Below are 18,883 nucleotides of genomic sequence, written 5' to 3' on the forward strand. Positions count from 1 at the left end.
GTGGGGTGCTCCGGCAACGCGTCCCGCAGCCGATCCACGCCGAGGACCGCGGCGGCGGCCTCGCACTCGGCGCGGCGGGAGCTGTACTGCCCGTCCGCGAGCCGGTGGGGCGCGCGGGTGTCCACGGCGAGCCAGGTGAGCCCGGCGGCGGCGGGCTCCGCGGGCAGGTTCGCGACGTCGAAGTCCCTGCAGTCCAGTGCCAGGGTCTCCCCCGCGTGCGAGCGCAGGGACGCCGTCTGGTCCAGACCGCCCGTGTTCGCGCCCACGATGTAGTTCTCCGCGTCCATGCACGCGCGGGCCAGCGCGCGGCGCAGGGCGTCGTCCGGGTCGTCGTCGCCCGTGCTCAGCGAGAACAGGGCGAGGGCCACGGAGCACTCGAGCGCCGCGGAGGAGGCGAGGCCCGCACCGATCGGCACGGTCGAGTCCACCATGAGGTCCGCCCCGAAGCCGGGGGCCAGGGCGAGCTCGGGAACCGCGACCGGGTGGGCCGAGCGGCCCGTGGCCACGCGGTCCATGCCCCACGCCACACCGGCCGCGTAGCCGAACCAGCCGCCGACGGCGCCGGGGGCCACGTCCACCACGCGCACCTCGCGCAGCCGCTCGTCCGCCACGGACTCGTCCGCGTCCTGCAGCGAGCGCGCGCGCAGCAGCCCGTCCGTGCGCGGCGCCGCAGCGGTGAGCGTGACGTACTGGTGGGCGAAGGGCAGGCACATCCCGCCGGAGAAGTCGGTGTACTCCCCCATGAGGTTCGCGCGCCCGGGCGCCGCCCACACGCCCACGGGCGGACGGCCGTAGGCGCGCTTGAAGCGCTCGCCCAGCAGCCGGGCCCGGGCGGCGACGTCCGGCTGGGCCACCCACTGCGGGCAGTCGCCCTCCTCCGGGACGGCGGCGACGCTGAGTTCACAGGACACGGACGGGTTCCTCCTGGTGCGGGCGAATGTGGCCGGACGGCGGTGGCGCACCGCGCCGTCTCGGCGGGCAGCCCACCGCCGAGCAGGGGTGCCGACCGGGTGGGGTGCGCGAGACCCCATTGTCCACTACGCGCTCACACCGCGCGAAAGTGCTGTTCGAGTTCTTCCAGACTCCGGTCCCTGGTCTCCGGAACCGCGCGGTGCACCCACACCAGGGCCACGAGCTGCAGGGCCACGAAGACCAGCACCGTCCACCCCACGCCCAGGGCGTTCGTGAGCGGCGGGAACGTCAGCCCCACCACGAACGTCATCATCCACAGCAGCCACGCGCACACCCCCATGCCCACCCCGCGCACGGACAGCGGGAAGATCTCGGACATGTAGAGCCACGTGACGGTTCCCACGCAGCACTGCTCGAAGCCCACGAACACCACGATGCACGCGAGCACCAGCCAGGCCCGCGCGGGGCTGGCCGCGGGCACCAGCAGTTGGACGAGCGCGAAGGCGGTGAGCGACGTCGCCGTGCCGGTGAGGCCCGTGAGCAGCATCCTGCGCCGTCCCACCCGCCGCAGCAGAACCATGGACAGCGCCACCGCCGCGACCCCCACAAGGCCGGGGACGATGTTCGCGTAGAACGCGCCGTTGCCCCCGAAGCCGGCGTCCTGGAGCACGCTCACCCCGTAGTACTGGACGGCGTTGATCCCGGAGATCTGGTTGATCACGGCCATGGACGCCCCCAGCACCAGGACCCGGCGCAGCCACGGGACGCGCAGCAGGTCGAGCAGACCGGCGTGCGGGCGGTCCTCATCGCGCGCGGCGAGCTCCAGGACCTGCTCGGCCTCCCGGGGGCTGTAGGCGTCCTCACGGATCCTGCGCAGCACCCGGCGCATCTCCTCGGCCCGCCCCTGTCCTGCCAGCCAGCGCGGGGACTCCGGGACCACCGTCATCCCGATCCACAGCGCGAGGGCGGGAACCGTGGCGAGCACGAGCATGTAGCGCCACACGTGCGGGAGACCGCCGAACGCCGTGGCGAGCCCCGCGTTGACCACGAACGCGAGCGCCTGCCCGCCCACGAGCATCAGCTCGTTCTGGGCCACCAGCCGGCCCCGCAGGTGGGCGGGGGCGAGCTCCGCGAGGAACACCGGGACGACGACGGAGGAGGCACCCACCGCGAGCCCCAGCACGGCCCGGGCCGCCACCAGGACCGGGATGGTCGGCGCGGCCGCGCAGCCGACCGTGGCGAGCACGAAGACCACGGCCAGGATCAGCAGGACACGACGCCGCCCGAGGACGTCAGCGAGCCGGCCACCGAACGCGGCGCCCCAGGCCGCGCCGAACGGCAGGATCGAGGCCACGAGCCCCTCCAGGAACGGGGTGAGGCGCAGGTCCGAGACGAGCGAGGGCAGCGCACCGTTGATCACGCCGGTGTCGTATCCGAACAGCAGCCCGCCGAACGTGGCCACCGTGGCGACCAGCCGAAGCCGCCCGGTGAGGGGCTGCGCGGGCGCACCCGGAGCGTGCTCAGCGCTCCTGGAACGTGGCACGTGCACCGGTGTCCTCTCGTTCGTGGAACCGGTCATCGGTGCCCTCTTCCTCCGTGACCTCCACGGCTTGCTCTACGAACCCCGCGGGGTTCGCTCACGCGAGAGCCCTCCCGCCGCACACGCGACGGGAGGGCTGCAGTTCTTCACAGGACCGGCTGCGGGCCGGTCCTCAGTCCAGGACCAGGGTCTCCGTCTCGGTGACCACCCGGGCCACCCCGGCGTCCAGGAGGTTGTCCACCACGGCCACGAGCGGGCCCATGGCGTCGTCCACCTCGATCTCCACCGGGTAGTCGCTCACGAGCAGCGCGAGCAGCTTCTCCAGGGCGGCACCCGTCTGGGCCTCCGTGGCTCCGGCGGCGCCGGGCACGTACCCGAGCAGCACGTCCGCAACCTCGTTCGGTTGCGGCTCGTCGTGCGGGTTGGCCGGGTCGAACGGGCGGTAGCTCACCGCGAAGGCCGCGATCTGGCCGCGCTCGTCCTCCGGCGAGATGCCGCGGCGCAGCACCACGGCCCCGTAGGCTCCGGCGGTGTCCGAGAGGAACTGCTTGTTGACGGCGCCGACGCTCACGTCACCCACCGGGTCCCACTCGTGGACCGCACGGTAGAACGCCTCGACGGCGCGCGTGAGCTCCACGGAGCCCGTGGCCAGGTCCTCCACGGACTCGGTGGCCGCGCCCCCCGGGGTGCTGTCGAGCGTGGGCAGCGGCAGGGCACCGGCGTCAACGCGGACCACCCGCGAGCGCATCGCGTCCGTGAAGCCCAGGGCGCGGGCGAAGCCCTCCCCCGTGGACTCGGGTGCCACCCGGGTGCGCAGGGCACCGACGCCCACCCCGCCGTCGGCGGCGGCGGCCCGCAGCCGGGACACCAGTTCCCGGCCGATGCCCTCGCCGCGGTGGTCCGGGGCCACCTCTACGGACAGCCACACCCGCTGCGGGTGCCACGCGGAGGCGTAGCAGACCCCGGCGGCGACCGGCACGTCGTCGTCCGTGGCCACGAGCGTGACCGAGAACCCGCTCTGGTCCTGCGCACCCAGCCGGGCGCGGAAGGCCTGGACCGGTGCGGACTCGGCGTCCGGCCACAGTTCGAGCAGGCGGAGGTCGTCGTCCTCGCGCCAGGGGCGGTAGTCGATGCTCATGCGGCTCCTACTTCTCCAGGTGCTCGGCCAGGTACTGCTGCACGCGGTCCAGGCCCACGCGCTCCTGCGTCATCTCGTCGCGTGAGCGGATGGTCACCGCCTGGTCCTCGAGGGTGTCGAAGTCCACGGTGATGCAGAACGGCGTGCCGATCTCGTCCTGGCGGCGGTAGCGGCGCCCGATCGCCCCGGCGTCGTCGTAGTCGACGTTCCAGCGGCGGCGCAGCTCGGCGTCCAGGTTCTGCGCGGCGGGGCGCAGGTCCTCCTTCTTGGACAGCGGCAGCACCGCGGCCTTGACCGGGGCCAGGCGCGGGTCGAGACGCAGGACGGTGCGGGTGTCCACGCCGCCCTTGGTGTTGGGTGCCTCGTCCTCCACGTACGCGTCCACCAGGAACGCCATCATGGAGCGGGTCAGCCCGAAGGACGGCTCGATCACGTAGGGGGTGTAGCGCTCCCCGGAGGCCTGGTCGAAGTACTGCATCTTGGTGCCGGAGGCCTCGGTGTGGTTGGTGAGGTCGAAGTCCGTGCGGTTCGCCACGCCCATCAGCTCCCCCCACTCGGAGCCCTGGAAGCCGAAGCGGTACTCGATGTCGATCGTGCCGTCCGAGTAGTGCGCGCGGTCGTCCGCGGGGACGTCGTAGCGGCGCATGTTCTCCGGGTTCACGCCCAGGTCCACGAACCAGTCCCAGCACGCCTCGACCCACTCGTCGAAGTACTTCTTGGCCTCGTCCGGGTGGATGAAGTACTCGATCTCCATCTGCTCGAACTCGCGCGTGCGGAAGATGAAGTTGCCCGGGGTGATCTCGTTGCGGAACGCCTTGCCGATCTGCCCAATGCCGAACGGCGGCTTCTTGCGCGCGGCCGTCACCACGTTGAGGAAGTTCACGAAGATGCCCTGGGCGGTCTCCGGGCGCAGGAAGTGCTTGCCCTCCTCGTTGTCCACGGGGCCCAGGAAGGTCTTCATCAGGCCGGAGAACTGCTGCGGCTCGGTCCACTGGCCGTCCTGGCCCGTCTCCGGATCCTTGACGTCCGCGAGGCCGTTGACCGGCGGGTGCCCGTGCTTGGCCTCGTAGGCCTCCAGCAGGTGGTCCGCGCGGTAGCGCTTGTGGGTGTGCAGGGACTCCACCAGCGGATCCGTGAACGTCTCCACGTGCCCGGAGGCCTGCCACACCGCGGACGGCAGGATGATCGAGGAGTCCAGGCCCACCATATCCGCGCGGCCGCGCACGAAGGTCTGCCACCACTCGCGCTTGATGTTCTCCTTCAGTTCCGCGCCCAGGGGCCCGTAGTCCCACGCGGAGCGCGAACCCCCGTAGATCTCACCCGCCTGGAACACGAAGCCCCGGCGCTTGGCCAGGGAGATGACATTGTCCAGGGTGGATTTCGGGGCCATGCGGTCTCACTTCCGTTTCTCGTGCGGACCTCGCGAGGGCTCGCGCGTGGGGAATCGGTCTGGGGTGCGCTGCCCGTGGGCGCGGGCGCGCGGTTCAGGGACAAGCGTAGCGAGGTGCCGCGACGCTCGCCTAAACACGCTCTGTCCCTGCCGCCGCGCGCACGTCCGGCCACGGCGACGTCGCCCGTTCCCCTGCTCGCCGCGGGTCCCGTTCCTCGCCCGCTGCGGGACTGCTACCAGCCCGCTACGAGACGAACGCGGAGATCCCCGTCAGCGCGCGGGCCACGATGAGCGAGTTGATGTGGTAGCTGCCCTCGTAGGTGTGGATGGCCTCGACGTCCGCCATGATCTTGGCGATCCCGTGGTCGCTCAGCAGCCCGTTTCCACCCAACGCGTCCCTGGCCTGCGCGGCAGACTGGCGGGATAGTCGCGTGGCCGTGGACTTGGCGAGTGCGGCGTGCATCATCTCCAGCTCGCCGTCGTCCTGCACACGCGTCACCTGTGCCATCAGCCCGGAGCTGGCCGCGAGGTTGCCGGCGACCTCCGCAATCACCTGCTGGATCAGCTGGAAGCTCGCGATGGGCCTGCCGAACTGGACGCGCTCAAGGGTGTAGTCGCGCAGGATGTCGAGCAGCCCCTGCTGCGCGCCCACCGCCTGCCAGCCCACCCACGCGCGCGAGTCCTTGAGCAGGTCGTTGGTGGCCGCGAAGTCCGCGGCACCCGGCAGCAGCGCATCCGCGGGCAGACGCAGGTCGGTTAGCTCCACGTCAGCGTTCTGCATGATCCGCAGCCCGATCTTGTGCTCGATCTTGGTGGCCGAGTACCCCGGCAGAGCGGTGTCCACGGCAAAGCACTTGACGAGTCCGTCGGCGGTGTCCCTGGCCCACACGAGCGCGAGATCCGCCACGGTGCCGAGCCCGATCCACCGCTTGGAGCCGTTGAGCACCCAGCCGTCCCCGTCCCGGGTGGCGGTGGTGGCCAGCCCACCGGCGATGTCCGAGCCGTGCTCCGGCTCGGTGAGGCAGAACGCGCCGAGCTGCCGCAGCTCCTTGAGTCCGGGCAGCCACGTCTGCTTCTGCTCCTCGGAGCCGAACGCCTCCAGGGTGCCCACAATCAGCTCGTTGTGGATGCCCAGCAGCGCGGAGAGTGACAGGTCCGCCCGGGCGACCTGCACGTGCACGAGGTTCTGGAACAGCCGGGACCCGCCGCTCTCGGCCAGCCGCCCCAGGCTCAGGTCTGCCAGCCCGGGCAGCAGCTCTCGGGCCAGTTCCTCGCGGTTCCAGTAGCCCACGCTCTGGTGACGCACCTGGGTCTGGAGATGATCCGTGATGCCCCGCAACCGTTCGCGCTCCTGCGCGCTGAGCAGGTGCTCCAGGTGGAGGAGGTCAGTGCTGGGAAGGTGGGCGGTGGCGCGCTGGGGTGATGCGGCTGGGCTCATGATCCTGATCCTCGAGTTAGTGGGCAGGTCGAAAGTAGTACGTCCGACTATATCCGAGGAATGCACCTGCCGGTGGTGCGGATCACACTCCCCGGTCGGGTGCGCGGCAGTCGCGGCAGACCCGGCGGACGGAAACCCGCCCGGGGCAGGGTCGACGACGCCGTCCGCCACGGAGTGCCTGCGCGGGCACGTAGAATGCGGGCATGCCCCAGCACGAGCCCCTCCCCCGCGACCCCGTTGCCGAGGCACGGCGCAACTGGGAGCGCGAGGGCTGGACGCAGGCCGCCGGACCCATGGCCGCGGTGACGTCGATCATGCGGGCGCAACAGCTGCTGCTGGCCCGGGCGGACCAGATCCTCAAGCCGTTCCGACTCACGTTCTCCCGCTACGAGGTGCTGGCCCTGCTGAGCTTCACCCGGGAGCACAGGATGCTCATGAAGAAGGCGAGCGCGCTGCTGCAGGTCCACCCCACCTCCATCACCAACGCCGTTGACCGCCTGGAGGGCGCAGGCCTGGTGCGCCGCGAGCCTGTCAGCACGGACCGCCGCGCCGTGAACGTGACCCTCACTCCCGAGGGGCTGGAGGTCGTGGCCCAGGCCACCCGGGCGCTGAACAAGGACCTGTTCCTCACCACGGGCTTCGAGGACCACGAGGTGGAAGCGGTCGTCGGTGCGCTGAACGGTTTTCGCGCGCGCTGCGGGGACTTCACTCCTCCCGAGAGCTCTTCCGACCCCCGTCGCGCAGGGTCGTGATGATCCCGGAGAAGTCCTTGCCCGCGTGGCCGTCCGCGACGAACTGGTTGTAGAGCTCCGCCGCCAGGCGCCCCATCGGTGCCGCGGCCCCGGTCTCGTCCAGTGCGGTGGTGGCGAGGTTGAGGTCCTTGGCCATCAGGGCCCCGGCGAAGCCGGGTTCGAAGTCCTTGTTGGCGGGACTGGTGGGCACGGGGCCGGGAACCGGGCAGTTGGTGGTCAGCGCCCAGCACTGCCCGGAGGCGTTGGAGACGACGTCGTACATCGCCTGGTGCTCCAGCCCCAGCCTCTCGGCCAGCACGAACGCCTCGCTGACCGCCACCATGGACACACCCAGGATCATGTTGTTGCAGATCTTGGCGGCCTGACCCATGCCGCTGCCGCCGCAGTGCACCACGCGCCCGCCCATGATCTCCAGCAGGGGTCGCACGCGCTCGAAGACCTCGGGTTCCGCACCCACCATGAAGGCCAGCGTCCCGGCGGTGGCGCCCACCACACCCCCGGAGACCGGGGCGTCCGCGGCGGTGAACCCCGCCGCCCGTGCCAGCTCCGTGGCCTCCTGCGCCTCCGAGATGTTGATTGTGGAGCAGTCCAGGAACGTGGCACCCGCGGGAGCTGCGGCGAGCAGGCCCACGGCGCCGTCGATCCCCACGTAGGCGTCCACCACGTGCTTGCCGGACGGGAACATGGTGATCACCACGTCTGCGGACCGCGCCGCCTCCTGCGGGGTCTCGACCACCTCGATTCCCTGCTCGCGGGCCGCAGAACACGCCTCAGGGACGATGTCGTAGCCGGTGACCTGCACCCCCGCCGCCGCGAGGTTCGCGGCCATCGGGCCGCCCATGTGGCCCAGGCCCAAGAAGGCGACGGCGGGGAGCTGCTGGCTGGGGGTCTCGGTCATGACGTTCCTTGTTCCAGGGGTGGGCGGCGGCTCCACGGGTCGCGGAGCTGCGGTAGTGCCGGGGCGCTGGGACCCCGCCGGTCGTCGTCGTGCGGCTCAGCTACCGGCGGGCATCACGAAGCTCGCGCCCTCCTTGGTGCCGGAGGGCCAGCGCGTGGTGACCGTCTTGGTCTTGGTGTAGAACTTCAGCCCGTCCGTGCCGTGCTGGTTGAGGTCCCCGAAGCCCGAGGCCTTCCAGCCACCGAAGGTGTAGTACGCGATCGGCACGGGGATGGGGACGTTGACGCCCACCATGCCCACCTCCACGCGGGTGGTGAAGTCCCGGGCCGTGTCCCCGTCCCGGGTGAAGATGGCCACGCCGTTGCCGAACTCGTGCTCGCTGGGCAGGCGCAGGGCCTCCTCGTAGTCCGCGGCGCGGGCGATGCACAGCACCGGGCCGAAGATCTCCTCGCGGTAGATACTCATGTCCGTGGTGACGTGGTCGAACAGGGTGGCACCCACCCAGAACCCGTTGGGGTGGCCGTCCACGGTGGCGCCGCGGCCGTCCACCACCAGTTCCGCACCCTCCTTCTCACCGGCGGTGATGCAGGACTCGATGCGCTGCTTGGCCTGGGCACTGACCACGGGACCGAAGTCCGAGGACTCCTCCAGGGACGGGCCGAGCGTGAGCATGGCGATCCGCTCCTCGAGCAGCGCGCGCAGCCTGTCAGCGGTGGCCTCCCCCACGGGCACGGCCACGGAGATGGCCATGCAACGCTCGCCGGCGGAGCCGAAGGCCGCCCCGATCAGGGCGTCAGCGGCCTGCTCGAGGTCCGCGTCCGGCATGATCACCATGTGGTTCTTGGCGCCACCGAAGCACTGGGCGCGCTTGTTCTGCGCGGCGGCCGCACTGTAGATGGCCTGGGCGATGGGCGAGGAGCCCACGAACCCGATCGCCCGCACGCGCGGGTCCTCGACCAGGGCGTCCACGGCCGTCTTGTCACCGTGGACCACATTCAGCGCACCGGCGGGCATGCCGGCTTCCACGGCCAGCTCCGCGAGCCGCACGGGCACGGAGGGGTCCCGCTCGGAGGGCTTGAGAACGAAGGTGTTGCCGGCGGCGAGCGCGATGCCCGCCTTCCACAGCGGAATCATCGCGGGGAAGTTGAATGGGGTGATACCCGCGACCACGCCGAGCGGCTGGCGCAGCGAGTGGACGTCGATCCCGGTGCCCGCGCCGCTGGAGAACTCGCCCTTGAGCAGGTGCGGTGCTCCGGCCGCAAACTCCACGACCTCCACGCCGCGCTGGATGTCGCCCTTGGCGTCCGGGAAGGTCTTGCCGTGCTCGTTGGAGAGCAGGGTGGCCAGCTCGTACATGTTCTCGGTGATCAGGTTCACCCACGTGAGCAGGATCCGCGCGCGGCGCTGGGCGTTGAGCCCCGACCACTGCGGGAACGCCTCCTCGGCGGCGGTCACGGCCTGCGCGACCTCCTCCGCCGATGCCAGCGGCACCTGCGCGCTGACCTCCCCCTCCACGGGGTTGAAGACGTCCTGCGTGCGACCGGAGTCGCCCGGGGTCCTCCGGCCTGCGACGAAGTGGGGAACGAGGGTCATGGCTGCTCCTGGAGTGGGGCTCGGGTGTGATGCACGTCTCCCCCGAACGTATCCCCACTTCGTTGGACGTGCAACTACTTGGGGTCACGACGCCGCCCGGATGCGTTTCCGTCCCTCCGCACCCCACCCCGGCCAGGCACGTCCGGGCACCGAGCAGCGTTCCCGGCGATCCGCCCGGAGCACGCCTGAGACAATGGACGCATGAGTGACACGGCGTACGAAGAGCTGCCCATCCGCGACCAGATGATCCGCCTGGGCCAGGCCTTGAAGCTGGCCAACCTGGCCGAGGACGGCCACCACGCGAAGACCCTGGTGTCCGAGGGTGCGGTGCACGTCAACGGTGCGGTGGAGACCCGCCGGGGCGCGCAGCTGCACCCCGGGGACGTGCTGGAGGTCCCGGCCTCCGGCACGCCGCCCGTGCGCATCGTCAGTGCGTAGAGCGCTCCGGCTCCCCCACCGCAGTGGGCGCGCCGGAGCGGGCGGTCAGTCGGGTGGCTAGGGCGCTCAGTCCGTGAGCGCCTCCAGGTACTCGGACACGTGCGCGATCTCCTGGGGTGAGACCCCGTGCCCGATGCCGCGGTACTGCACCTTGGTGGCCTCCGCGTGCTGCTGGGCCCACTCGGCGGTGAGGTCCACCAGTGCGGGCGGTATCACCGGGTCCTCGGGGTCGCGGCCCCAGAACATCCGCAGGGGATCCTCGCGCAGGGCTGCGTCGTGGAAGAAGTCCGCCTGGGCGTCGTCGTCGGCCACCGGGACCACGAAACCGGACAGCCCCACCACCGCGTCCACGAGGTCCGGGGCGTGGCGGGCCACCGTGGTGGCGATCGCCATGCCCTGGGAGAAGCCGAGCAGGATCACGTGAGTGTGCTGCAGTGCCTCGTCCCGCAGCCACGGCACCACGGGCTCGGCGGCGGCCACCACGGCGTCCGTGGTGAAGCCGAGCTCTGAGGACAGCGGGAACCACTGGAAGCCCGCGCCAGCCCGCTGCGGCGCGCGCACGGAGGCGATGCTGAGTCCACCGGGGAGGGACGCGCTGAGGGCCATGAGGTCGCCCTCGTGGGAGCCGTAGCCGTGGAACATGACCACCAGGGGTGTCCCGGCGCGCTCCTCGGCCTCGTTGTTCCAGATGACGTGTGGTGCTGGTTCCATGGCTCCATCCTCACACGCGGCTGTGACGGACAGTGACGAGACAGCTCTGCAATACGTGTTAGTAATTTTGGTATGGATGAGAGCACTCCGCCCCTGACGACGCCCCCCGTTCCCGCCGCGGACAGCACCGCGCAGCCGCCGCACCCCTGGCACCGGATGGTGTCCATCGGCGACTCCTTCACGGAGGGTGTGGGCGACCCCGACGACTCCGTCCCGGGCGGGTTCCGGGGCTGGGCCGACCGCGTGGCTGAGGAGCTTGCGCGCACCACGGACGACTTCGCCTACGCGAACCTGGCCATCCGCGGCCGGCTGTTCCAGCCCATCGTGGACGAGCAGCTGGAGCCGGCCCTGGAGCTGCGACCGGACCTCGTGACCATCAGCGCGGGTGGCAACGACATGCTGCGCCCCGCTGCGGATCCCGACGACATCGCCTCCCGCCTGGACGCGGTGATCGAGCAGATCACGGCCACCGGTGCCACCGTGGCCATGTTCGACGGTCCGGACATCGGCAACACCCCCGTGCTGCGCAGCATCCGCGGGCGCGTGGCCATCTGGAACGAGAACGTGCGCACGGTGGCCGCCCGCCACGACGCCGTGATGGTGGACCTGTGGGGTCTGCACCAGCTGGGCGATCCGCGCATGTGGGCCCCGGACCGCCTGCACTTCTCCCCGCTGGGCCACCAGCTCATCGCGTGCGAGACCCTGGACTGCCTGGGCGTGGACCACGGCCTCACGCCGGACCACCCCGAGGGGCACCCCGAGCGCACGTGGCGCGAGGCCCGCCGGGACGACATGGTGTGGGCCCGCAAGTACTTGGTGCCGTGGGTGGGCCGCCGCATCCGGCGCCGCAGCTCCGGGGACTACGTCACCGCCAAGCGCCCCGCGTTCGGCCAGGCCACGATCCCCGGCGCGGGCGAGCAGATCCCGGAGCAGGCCGAGGAGGCCTGAGCGCCCACTACTCTGCTGAACCCCACGACGACGGCGCCCGCTCCCCTTCCCGAGGTGCGGGCGCCGTCCTGCGCAGACCGCCACCGAGCCGCACGCGCCGCAGGGCCACCAGCACGGATGCGAGGGCTCGTCGCCGTCACGGTGAGGCGCACGTGCGCGTGGCCGATCTCACCGTGGTGACGGGCACGAGCCCCACCCGCTGGCGGATGGGCCGCGAGTACTCGCTGCAGTCGACGTGGAGCAGTGACCGCCCCCGGTCCCGGGCCGAGCGGGCTCTCTGGTCCACCAGGGCCCGGTACAGCCCGCGCCCACGGTGCTCGTCCAGGCACGCGCCGCCCCAGAGCCCCGCGAAGTCAGTACGGTCGGGGAACTCGAGGCGCCCGGAACAGACCACCTGGCCGTCCCCGTCGCGTACCGCCCACATCTCGAACGTCTCGGGGGCGCTTCGCCACCGCTCGACCAGCTGGTCCTGCTGGAGCCGGATGCGTTCCGGCGAGTCCTCGAAAACCCGTCCTGCCAGGTGCTCCGCCTCTCGCAGCTGGACCTCCGTTGCGGCCCGCTCCACGGCGTACCCCCGGAGGGGCTCCTGCCCGGCGAGGGCGGCGGCGACCGCATCCGCCTCACCCGCCATGACCGTCTCGGGCTCCCCGAGGGCGAAACCGTGGTGCTGGAGTCGGCTCAGCAGGCGGGGCAGCGGGTCGTGTGACCGGGTCTTCCAGGAGATGTGGTCCACGCGCGGGTCCGCTTCACAGGTCGCGATCACTTCCGCGATCAGGTCGTCCAGTTCTGCCCCGCCCATCGAGAAGGGGGCGGAGGAGACGAAGGCGCGCCGCCGCGCTGGGAACACCCCGGCGAGCAGGGGTCCGAGACGCAGCACGTCGGGCGCGTCGGCCATCTCGGCGGCGCCCCGCAGCTGCGAGTCGTAGGCATCGAGCAGTGTTCCGGTTTGCATGTGGCAGAGCGTGGCACCGCCCGCCGTCCATGGCAAGGCCCCCACCCCTGCGCGTCCAGGGGGCATTCCGAGACCGCCCGGACGGTGTCATGCCGTGGCCTGCCTCCCCGCCACGTCCCACGACGACGGCGCCCGCTCCCGTTCCCGGGGTGCGGGCGCCGTCGCGCAGGGCACGTCCGTCAGTCCGGCAGCACCGCTCGCAGCAGTCGACCCACCTGCGGGGTCTCCAGCAGGAAGCCGTCGTGCCCGCTCGGGGAGGTGATGGTGTGCACCTCGTGCTCACCCGGCAGTGCGGCCGCGAGCTCGGCAGACTCCTCGGGCGGGAACAGCCGGTCCGAGTCCACCGCCGCCACGAGCCACTCGCAGCTGGTGCGGGCGAGAGCCCGCCGGAGGCTGCCGCGGCCGCGGGCGACGTCGTGGGACATCAGCGTCTCGTTGACGCTGAGGTACGCGTTCGCGTCGAAGCGCGCGGCAAGCTTCCCCGCCTGGTGGTCCAGGTAGCCCTCCACCCGGTAGCGGCCCCGGGTGCCCGGGTGCGTGCCCGCAGGGTCCTCCCGCGGCTGGGCCTCCCGGTCGAAGCGGGCGGCGAGCTCGTGGGCGCTGCGGTAGGTGATGTGCGCGATCCGGCGTGCCAGCCCAAGCCCCTCGACGGGGTGCGGGCCCGCGTAGTAGTTGCCGTGGCAGAACCGAGGGTCCTGCCGGATGGCGAGCGCCTGCGCGTGACCCCACGCGAGCTGCTCCGCACTCACGCGGGCGTTGGCGGCGATCACCGCGCACGCCGCCACCCGCTCGGGGTGGCACACGGCCCACTCCAGCGCGCGGGCACCGCCCATCGAGCCGCCCACAACAAGCCTCCATCGCCGGATCCCGAGCCGGTCCGCGAGCCGCGCCTCCGCAGCCACGGTGTCCCGCACGGTGATGCGCGGGAAGCGCGAGCCCCACGGCGTGGCGTCCGGGGCGAGGCTCGCGGGGCCCGTGCTGCCGTGGCAGCCGCCCAGGATGTTCGCACACACGACGAACCAGCGGTTGGTGTCGATGGCCGCGCCCGGTCCAATGAGACCGTCCCACCAGCCACCGGCGTCCGCGGCGGCACGGCGGCCGTCCATGTCGAAGGGCGCTGTGTCCCCATAGCCCACGGTGGTGCCGCGCGCCGCGTGCGAGTCACCCGTGAGCGCGTGCTCGACAAGCACCGCGTTGGAACCGTCCGGGGCCAACTCGCCCCACGTCTCGTACGCCAGGCGCACGTCAGGCAGCCGGAACCCGGACTCCAGGGTGAGCTCCCCGATTTCCGCGGCCCGCACCACACCGTCCCGGCGCACCGCCGGGTCCGTCTGCCTCACGGTCATGCCGCGGGCTCGGCGTCCGCGCCCGCACGCGCCGTCGAGCCACCGTCCGTGCCAGCGGCGGGGTCCGCGCCTGGCCCGGTGCGGGTGGGCGCGCTCGACTCCGTGGCGGCCAGCGCCGAGAAGCCCGCCTCGAGGTCCGCGAGGATGTCCTCGATCCCCTCGGTGCCCACCGAGAGCCGCACGAAGCCGGGCTCCACGCCCGCCGCGCGCTGCTCGTCCTCGGAGAGCTGCGCGTGTGTCGTCGACGCCGGGTGTATCACCAGGGACCGCACGTCCCCGATGTTCGCCACGTTGGAGTGCAGGCTCAGCGCGTCCACGAACGAGATTCCCGCCTCCTTGCCGCCCTCCAGCACGAAACCGAGGACGGAACCGGCTCCTCGGGGGGCGTACTTGCGAGCCCGCCCGTGCCACGGCGAGGACGACAGCCCCGCGTAGGACACCGAGCGCACTTCGGGGCGGGCCTCGAGCCACTCCGCCACCCGCTGGGCGTTGTCAACGTGGCGTTCCACGCGCAGTGACAGCGTCTCGATCCCCTGCTCGATGAGGAAGGCGTTGAACGGGGAGATGGATGCGCCCAGGTCACGCAGCAGCTGCACACGGGCCTTGAGCACGTAGGACAGGTTGACGCCGAAGGCTCCGCCCTCCCCCAGATCCCGCGCGTACACCAGGCCGTTGTACGTAGGGTCCGGTTGACTGAAGCCCGGGAACCGCTCCGGGTCCGCGCCGTAGTCGAAGCGCCCCGCGTCCACGATGAATCCGCCGATCGCCGTGCCATGACCGCCCAGGAACTTGGTGCCCGAGTGCAGCACGATGTCCGCGCCCCACTCGATGGGCCGCACCAGGTACGGGGTGGCCACGGTATTGTCCACGATCAGCGGCACCCCGGCCTCGTGGGCGATCCCGGCAACGGTCTCCACGTCCAGGACGTCGTTGCGGGGATTGGGGATCATCTCTCCGAAGAACGCCACGGTGGAGGGCCGCACGGCATCCCGCCACTGCTGCGGATCGTCCGGGTCCGCCACGAACGTGGTCTCCACTCCCAACCGCGGCAGCGTGTGGCGCAGCAGGTTGTACGAGCCGCCGTAGAGGGACGGGCTGGCCACCACGTGCGTGCCCGCCCCGCCCAGGTTGAGCACGGCCAGGGTTGCGGCGGCCTGCCCGGAGGAGACCATCAGCGCCCCCACTCCCCCTTCCAGGGAGGCGAGGCGGTTCTCCACCACCTCGGTGGTGGGGTTGGTCAGGCGGGAGTAGATGGGGCCCATGTCCTGCAGCGCGAACCGGGCCGCGGCGGTGTGCGCGTCAGGGAACACGAAGGACGAGGTCTGGTGGATGGGCAGGGCCCGTGAACCCGTCACGGGGTCCGGGTTCTGCCCCGCGTGGATCTGCCGTGTCTCGAACGCCCAGTCCTGGGGGTTGTCGGGGGTGGGTGCTGTGCTCATGGCCATTCGCCTTCTCGGAAGGATTAGGGGCCAGGCGACTGTCCGCACGGTGCCCGCACGAACGGGCGACCGGTGGCCCGCGCTTGCCGTGGGCGTCGGAGGACGTCCCGGCCAGGTCTTCACCCAGGGCACCCCGCCGCGGTGGGAGGGTTGCCGGTCAGCAAGCTGGGGCTTGACGCTGACTCTCGTGACCTAGACCTCCAGTTTGGGAACCCGGCCGCTGCCACGTCAAGTCCGGTGTCCGCAGTGTTGCACCCGAGGATTTGGAGGCCCGTGTGACGGGTGCCACGATGACTGCATGAAGCTGGACCACGTTTCCTTCGCAGCACAGCCGGACGGCCTGGAGGCCACCACCGAACGCATCGCGGACCGGTTGGGGATCGAGCCGGTGAAGGGCGGGGTCCATCCCCGCTTCGGCACCCGGAACATGATCCTGCCGCTGACAGACCACCAGTACGTGGAGGTCGTGACCGTGCTGGAGCACCCCGCCGCGGACAAGGCGCCGTTCGGGCAGGCCGTGCGTGCACGTTCGGAGGCCGGCGGCGGCTGGCTCGGGTGGGTCGTGGAGGTCCCGGACCTTGCCCCGTTCGAGCAGAAGCTGGGCCGACCCTCCGCGCCGGGCGGCCGGATCTTCCCGGACGGCCGCCGCCTGGACTGGCACCAGATCGGCGTCAAGGGCCTGATCGCGGATCCGCAGCTGCCGTTCATGATCCACTTCGACTCCGCGGACGAGATGCACCCCTCGCAGGCGCGCCTCACGGACGTCAGCCTGACCGGCATGGAGATCGCTGGTTCCCCCGAGCGGGTGACGGACTGGCTCGGCGGCCCCGTGGAGGACGTCCTGCGCTCGGTGGACGTCACGTGGTCCGCTCCCCACGGCACGCCCGGTCTTCTGGCGGTCACCTTCGGCACGCCGGACGGGCCCGTCACCATCTGATCCGGGGCACCGAGCCCTCCGGGTTCGACGACGCCGCTCGCACGGCCCCGCGACTCGGTCCGTCGTCGGGGCGAGCCATGGGGGGCACCATGATTGCGGACCCCATCAGCCTCGCCCCCGGGCTGGCGCTTAACCGTCCAGGAGCTGAGGCACCAGGAACCCCACGGCGTCCAGCAGGAAGTGGGCGAGCAGCAGCGGGGCGAGCCGCCCACCGCGGCGGTAGAGCCACACGAACACGAGCCCCATCACCAGGTTGCCGAGCGCCGGGCCGATGCCCTGGTACAGGTGGTAGCTCGCGCGCAGCATCGAGGACACCACTGCCACCATCCACCACGAACGCCCCAGCCGCCGCATCCGGTCCGCGAGGAACGCCACCACGATGATCTCCTCCACCAGTGCATGGCGCAGGGCGGTGAGGAGCAGCAGCGGGACGGTCCACCACGTGGTCCCCAGCGTGGACGTGGTGATCTCCGCCGTGATCCCGAGGGCCCGCCCGGCCTGGTAGAGCCCGAGCGTGCCACCGCCCATCACCACGAACAGCGCGAGCCCCCAGGCGGCGTCGTGCCCCGGGCGCCGCCCGTCCACGCCGATGCCGCGCAGCACGGCCGGGATGCGGGACGCGGTGCCCGCGAGCAGGTACAGCGCGAGCGCCACGGGCACCAGGGCGAAGCAGATCCCGGTGAGCCGGCGCAGGGCGTCCAGCACGGGCAGCGGGCTCAGGGGCTGGTTGAGTGTCGTGGAGCTCTCCGCGATCGAGGAGCGCAGTGCCATCTCCGCGAGGTCCAGCACGGAGTACACGGCGGAGGCGCCCAGGGACACCCCGAGCACCAGCAGGATCTGCATCCGGAGGTCGGCGCGCGGCACGCGGGGCGAGGGGTCGAGGGAGGCGGTCACCCCGCCATTGTGCGTGGTGCACCCGGGCAGCCCCCGCGAGCGACCTCGGTAGGGTGAAGCCATGCGCCCGAGCCCCGCCGCCCCGGACACCTCCCCGCCCCATCGCACCCTGCAGCCGGGGTGGCGCCGACGGGATGCTCTGGCGGCCTGCGTGCTAGCCCTGGCCGGCGTCGAGCTGGTGTACCTCTCCGACTTCGCGCAGGCGGTGCCGTGGAAGGCGGACGTCGGGTGGGTGGCCCTGGGCGCCGTCGTGCTGGCCGCTCCGCTCGCGTGGCGGCGGCGCTTCCCGGTGGCCGTGATGGTGGCGGTGTCCCTCGTGTACTTCGCGCTCGGCACGTGGGCGGGGATCGAGATGTACGCCTCCCAGGTGGTGCTGTTCCTGGGCTTCTACTCGGTGGGAGCGTGGTGCCCGGACCGCCGCCGCGCCACGTGGTCCCGCGCGGCCGTGGCCGTGGGAATGGCGGTGTGGCTGGGCTGGAGCACCGTGGACCAGTTCACGGACCCGGAGGTGGGTGAGCGCGGCGTCAACGCCTACATGGCGATCGCGGCGATCCAGTTCCTCGTGAACATCGCCTACTTTGCCGGGGCGTGGGTCTTCGGCGACCGGGCGTGGAACGCGGCCATCGAGCGCCAGGAGCTCGAGGCCGCCCACGCCGAGATCCGGCAGCAGCAGGACCGGCTCGCGGAGCAGGCCGTGAGCCTCGAACGGCTCAGGATCGCCCGGGAGCTGCACGACGTGGTGGCCCACCACGTCACGGCCATGGGCGTCCAGGCCGGGGCGGCACGGCTGAGCATGGCGCGGGATCCGGACGCCGCCGCCGCACACCTGCGCGGCGTCGAGTCCTCGGCGCGTGACGCCGTGTCCGAACTGAAGACCCTGGTCCACACGCTGCGCGACGGCGAGGAGGCCCCCGATTCCCTGCCCCGCCTCGCGGACCTCAACGCGCTCGTGGAGGAGGCACGGACCATCGGGCAGCGCGCGGAGCTGCACCGCATCGGCCCGGAGCCGCAGCTGCCGCCCCCGGCGCAGCTCGCGCTGTACCGCACGGCACAGGAGGGGCTCACCAACGCCCGCAAGCACGCCGGCCCGAGGGCGTCGGTGGCGGTGCGGCTGCGCACCGGCGCCGACCGGGTGGAGCTGGAGGTCAGCGACGACGGGCGCGGCGGCCGCGTGGGCGCTCCCGCCTCCGACGGCGCGGGCATGGGAGTGCCCGGCACGAGGGAACGGATCACCTCGGTGGGCGGCACCCTGGAGGCGGGCCCGAAACCCGGCGGCGGCTGGCTCGTGCGCGCCACCGTCCCCACCCGCCACGACCCTGAGGAGCGGCCATGAGCCTGCGTGTGCTGCTGGTGGACGACCAGCCCCTGATCCGCGTGGGGTTCTCGGCGATCCTCACCTCCCAGGAAGACATCGAGGTGGTGGGCCAGGCCGGTGACGGCCACGAGGCCCTCGACCTCGCCGCCGCCCTCGACCCGGACGTCGTGTGCATGGACGTGCAGATGCCGCGGCTGGACGGCATCGAGGCCACCCGTCGGCTGCTCGCGGCAGGCTCCCGG

The 18,883-nt window shown here is 71.9% G+C and carries 18 protein-coding genes and 1 riboswitch; of the genes, 6 read left to right on the top strand and 12 right to left on the bottom strand.

Annotated features, from left to right (window positions below; all coding sequences use genetic code 11):
* From D8M39_RS11340 to D8M39_RS11360, 5 genes are all read right to left on the bottom strand, one after another.
* The coding region (locus D8M39_RS11340; protein ID WP_238694068.1) for a galactokinase family protein at positions 1-911 on the bottom strand (911 nt) is incomplete at its 3' end.
* 134 nt (positions 912-1,045) lie between these two features.
* Entirely contained in the window at positions 1,046-2,455 is a 1,410-nt protein-coding gene (locus D8M39_RS11345; RefSeq protein ID WP_238694069.1) for a sugar porter family MFS transporter, read from the bottom strand.
* A gap of 169 nt (positions 2,456-2,624) precedes the next feature.
* Positions 2,625-3,590, bottom strand: coding sequence for a GNAT family N-acetyltransferase (locus D8M39_RS11350; protein ID WP_126875027.1), 966 nt, complete (start codon positions 3,588-3,590; stop codon positions 2,625-2,627).
* Positions 3,591-3,597: 7 nt separating this feature from the next.
* Positions 3,598-4,980, bottom strand: coding sequence for a glycine--tRNA ligase (locus D8M39_RS11355; RefSeq protein ID WP_055083202.1), 1,383 nt, complete (start codon positions 4,978-4,980; stop codon positions 3,598-3,600).
* A gap of 244 nt (positions 4,981-5,224) precedes the next feature.
* The gene (locus D8M39_RS11360; RefSeq protein ID WP_126875028.1) at positions 5,225-6,418 is read right to left on the bottom strand and encodes an acyl-CoA dehydrogenase family protein; all 1,194 of its coding nucleotides are present in this window, start codon (positions 6,416-6,418) and stop codon (positions 5,225-5,227) included.
* A gap of 203 nt (positions 6,419-6,621) precedes the next feature.
* Between D8M39_RS11360 and D8M39_RS11365 the strand changes: the two genes are divergently transcribed.
* On the top strand, positions 6,622-7,170 hold the full coding sequence (locus tag D8M39_RS11365) for a MarR family winged helix-turn-helix transcriptional regulator (protein WP_126875029.1): 549 nt from the start codon (positions 6,622-6,624) through the stop codon (positions 7,168-7,170).
* On the opposite strand, the gene mmsB is transcribed toward D8M39_RS11365, so the two are convergent.
* Positions 7,124-8,068: a 3-hydroxyisobutyrate dehydrogenase gene (mmsB, locus tag D8M39_RS11370; protein ID WP_126875030.1), complete on the bottom strand. Its 945-nt coding sequence runs from the start codon at positions 8,066-8,068 to the stop codon at positions 7,124-7,126. The genes D8M39_RS11365 and mmsB overlap by 47 nt on opposite strands.
* Before the next feature lie 96 nt (positions 8,069-8,164).
* Positions 8,165-9,661 (bottom strand): CoA-acylating methylmalonate-semialdehyde dehydrogenase, encoded by a 1,497-nt coding sequence (locus tag D8M39_RS11375; protein ID WP_126875031.1) that lies wholly within the window; start codon positions 9,659-9,661, stop codon positions 8,165-8,167.
* Positions 9,662-9,862: 201 nt separating this feature from the next.
* Between D8M39_RS11375 and D8M39_RS11380 the strand changes: the two genes are divergently transcribed.
* Positions 9,863-10,099: an RNA-binding S4 domain-containing protein gene (locus tag D8M39_RS11380; RefSeq protein ID WP_055083192.1), complete on the top strand. Its 237-nt coding sequence runs from the start codon at positions 9,863-9,865 to the stop codon at positions 10,097-10,099.
* Between the two features lie 66 nt (positions 10,100-10,165).
* On the opposite strand, the gene D8M39_RS11385 is transcribed toward D8M39_RS11380, so the two are convergent.
* Positions 10,166-10,810: an alpha/beta hydrolase gene (locus D8M39_RS11385; RefSeq protein ID WP_126875032.1), complete on the bottom strand. Its 645-nt coding sequence runs from the start codon at positions 10,808-10,810 to the stop codon at positions 10,166-10,168.
* A 72-nt stretch (positions 10,811-10,882) separates the two neighbouring features.
* Between D8M39_RS11385 and D8M39_RS11390 the strand changes: the two genes are divergently transcribed.
* A complete protein-coding gene (locus D8M39_RS11390; RefSeq protein ID WP_232300222.1) occupies positions 10,883-11,758 on the top strand; it encodes an SGNH/GDSL hydrolase family protein in 876 nt (291 codons plus the stop codon).
* A gap of 136 nt (positions 11,759-11,894) precedes the next feature.
* Here D8M39_RS11390 and D8M39_RS11395 read toward each other — a convergent pair whose 3' ends face one another.
* From D8M39_RS11395 to D8M39_RS11405, 3 genes are all read right to left on the bottom strand, one after another.
* Positions 11,895-12,710 carry a GNAT family N-acetyltransferase gene (locus D8M39_RS11395; protein ID WP_126875033.1) on the bottom strand — a complete coding sequence of 272 codons (816 nt, stop codon included), beginning with the start codon at positions 12,708-12,710 and terminating at the stop codon, positions 11,895-11,897.
* 179 nt (positions 12,711-12,889) lie between these two features.
* Positions 12,890-14,056, bottom strand: a complete 1,167-nt coding sequence (locus D8M39_RS11400; RefSeq protein ID WP_126875034.1) for a homoserine O-acetyltransferase — start codon at positions 14,054-14,056, stop codon at positions 12,890-12,892.
* Positions 14,053-15,495 carry a bifunctional o-acetylhomoserine/o-acetylserine sulfhydrylase gene (locus tag D8M39_RS11405; RefSeq protein WP_126875035.1) on the bottom strand — a complete coding sequence of 481 codons (1,443 nt, stop codon included), beginning with the start codon at positions 15,493-15,495 and terminating at the stop codon, positions 14,053-14,055. Before D8M39_RS11405 ends, D8M39_RS11400 begins: the two co-directional genes overlap by 4 nt.
* A 74-nt stretch (positions 15,496-15,569) precedes the next feature.
* A riboswitch (SAM riboswitch) is annotated at positions 15,570-15,688 on the bottom strand.
* A 105-nt stretch (positions 15,689-15,793) separates the two neighbouring features.
* Here D8M39_RS11405 and D8M39_RS11410 point away from each other — a divergent pair.
* On the top strand, positions 15,794-16,432 hold the full coding sequence (locus D8M39_RS11410; RefSeq protein ID WP_126875036.1) for a VOC family protein: 639 nt from the start codon (positions 15,794-15,796) through the stop codon (positions 16,430-16,432).
* Between the two features lie 129 nt (positions 16,433-16,561).
* Here D8M39_RS11410 and D8M39_RS11415 read toward each other — a convergent pair whose 3' ends face one another.
* Entirely contained in the window at positions 16,562-17,326 is a 765-nt protein-coding gene (locus D8M39_RS11415; RefSeq protein ID WP_126875037.1) for a CPBP family intramembrane glutamic endopeptidase, read from the bottom strand.
* Positions 17,327-17,387: 61 nt separating this feature from the next.
* On the opposite strand from D8M39_RS11415, the gene D8M39_RS11420 reads away from it, so the two are divergent.
* Positions 17,388-18,659 (top strand): sensor histidine kinase, encoded by a 1,272-nt coding sequence (locus D8M39_RS11420; RefSeq protein WP_126875038.1) that lies wholly within the window; start codon positions 17,388-17,390, stop codon positions 18,657-18,659.
* On the top strand, positions 18,656-18,883 hold a 228-nt coding region (locus tag D8M39_RS11425), incomplete at its 3' end, for a response regulator (protein WP_126875039.1). The genes D8M39_RS11420 and D8M39_RS11425, both read left to right, overlap by 4 nt.

The sequence above is a fragment of the Kocuria sp. HSID17590 genome (assembly GCF_003989485.1).
Classification (GTDB): Bacteria; Actinomycetota; Actinomycetes; order Actinomycetales; family Micrococcaceae; genus Kocuria; species Kocuria salsicia.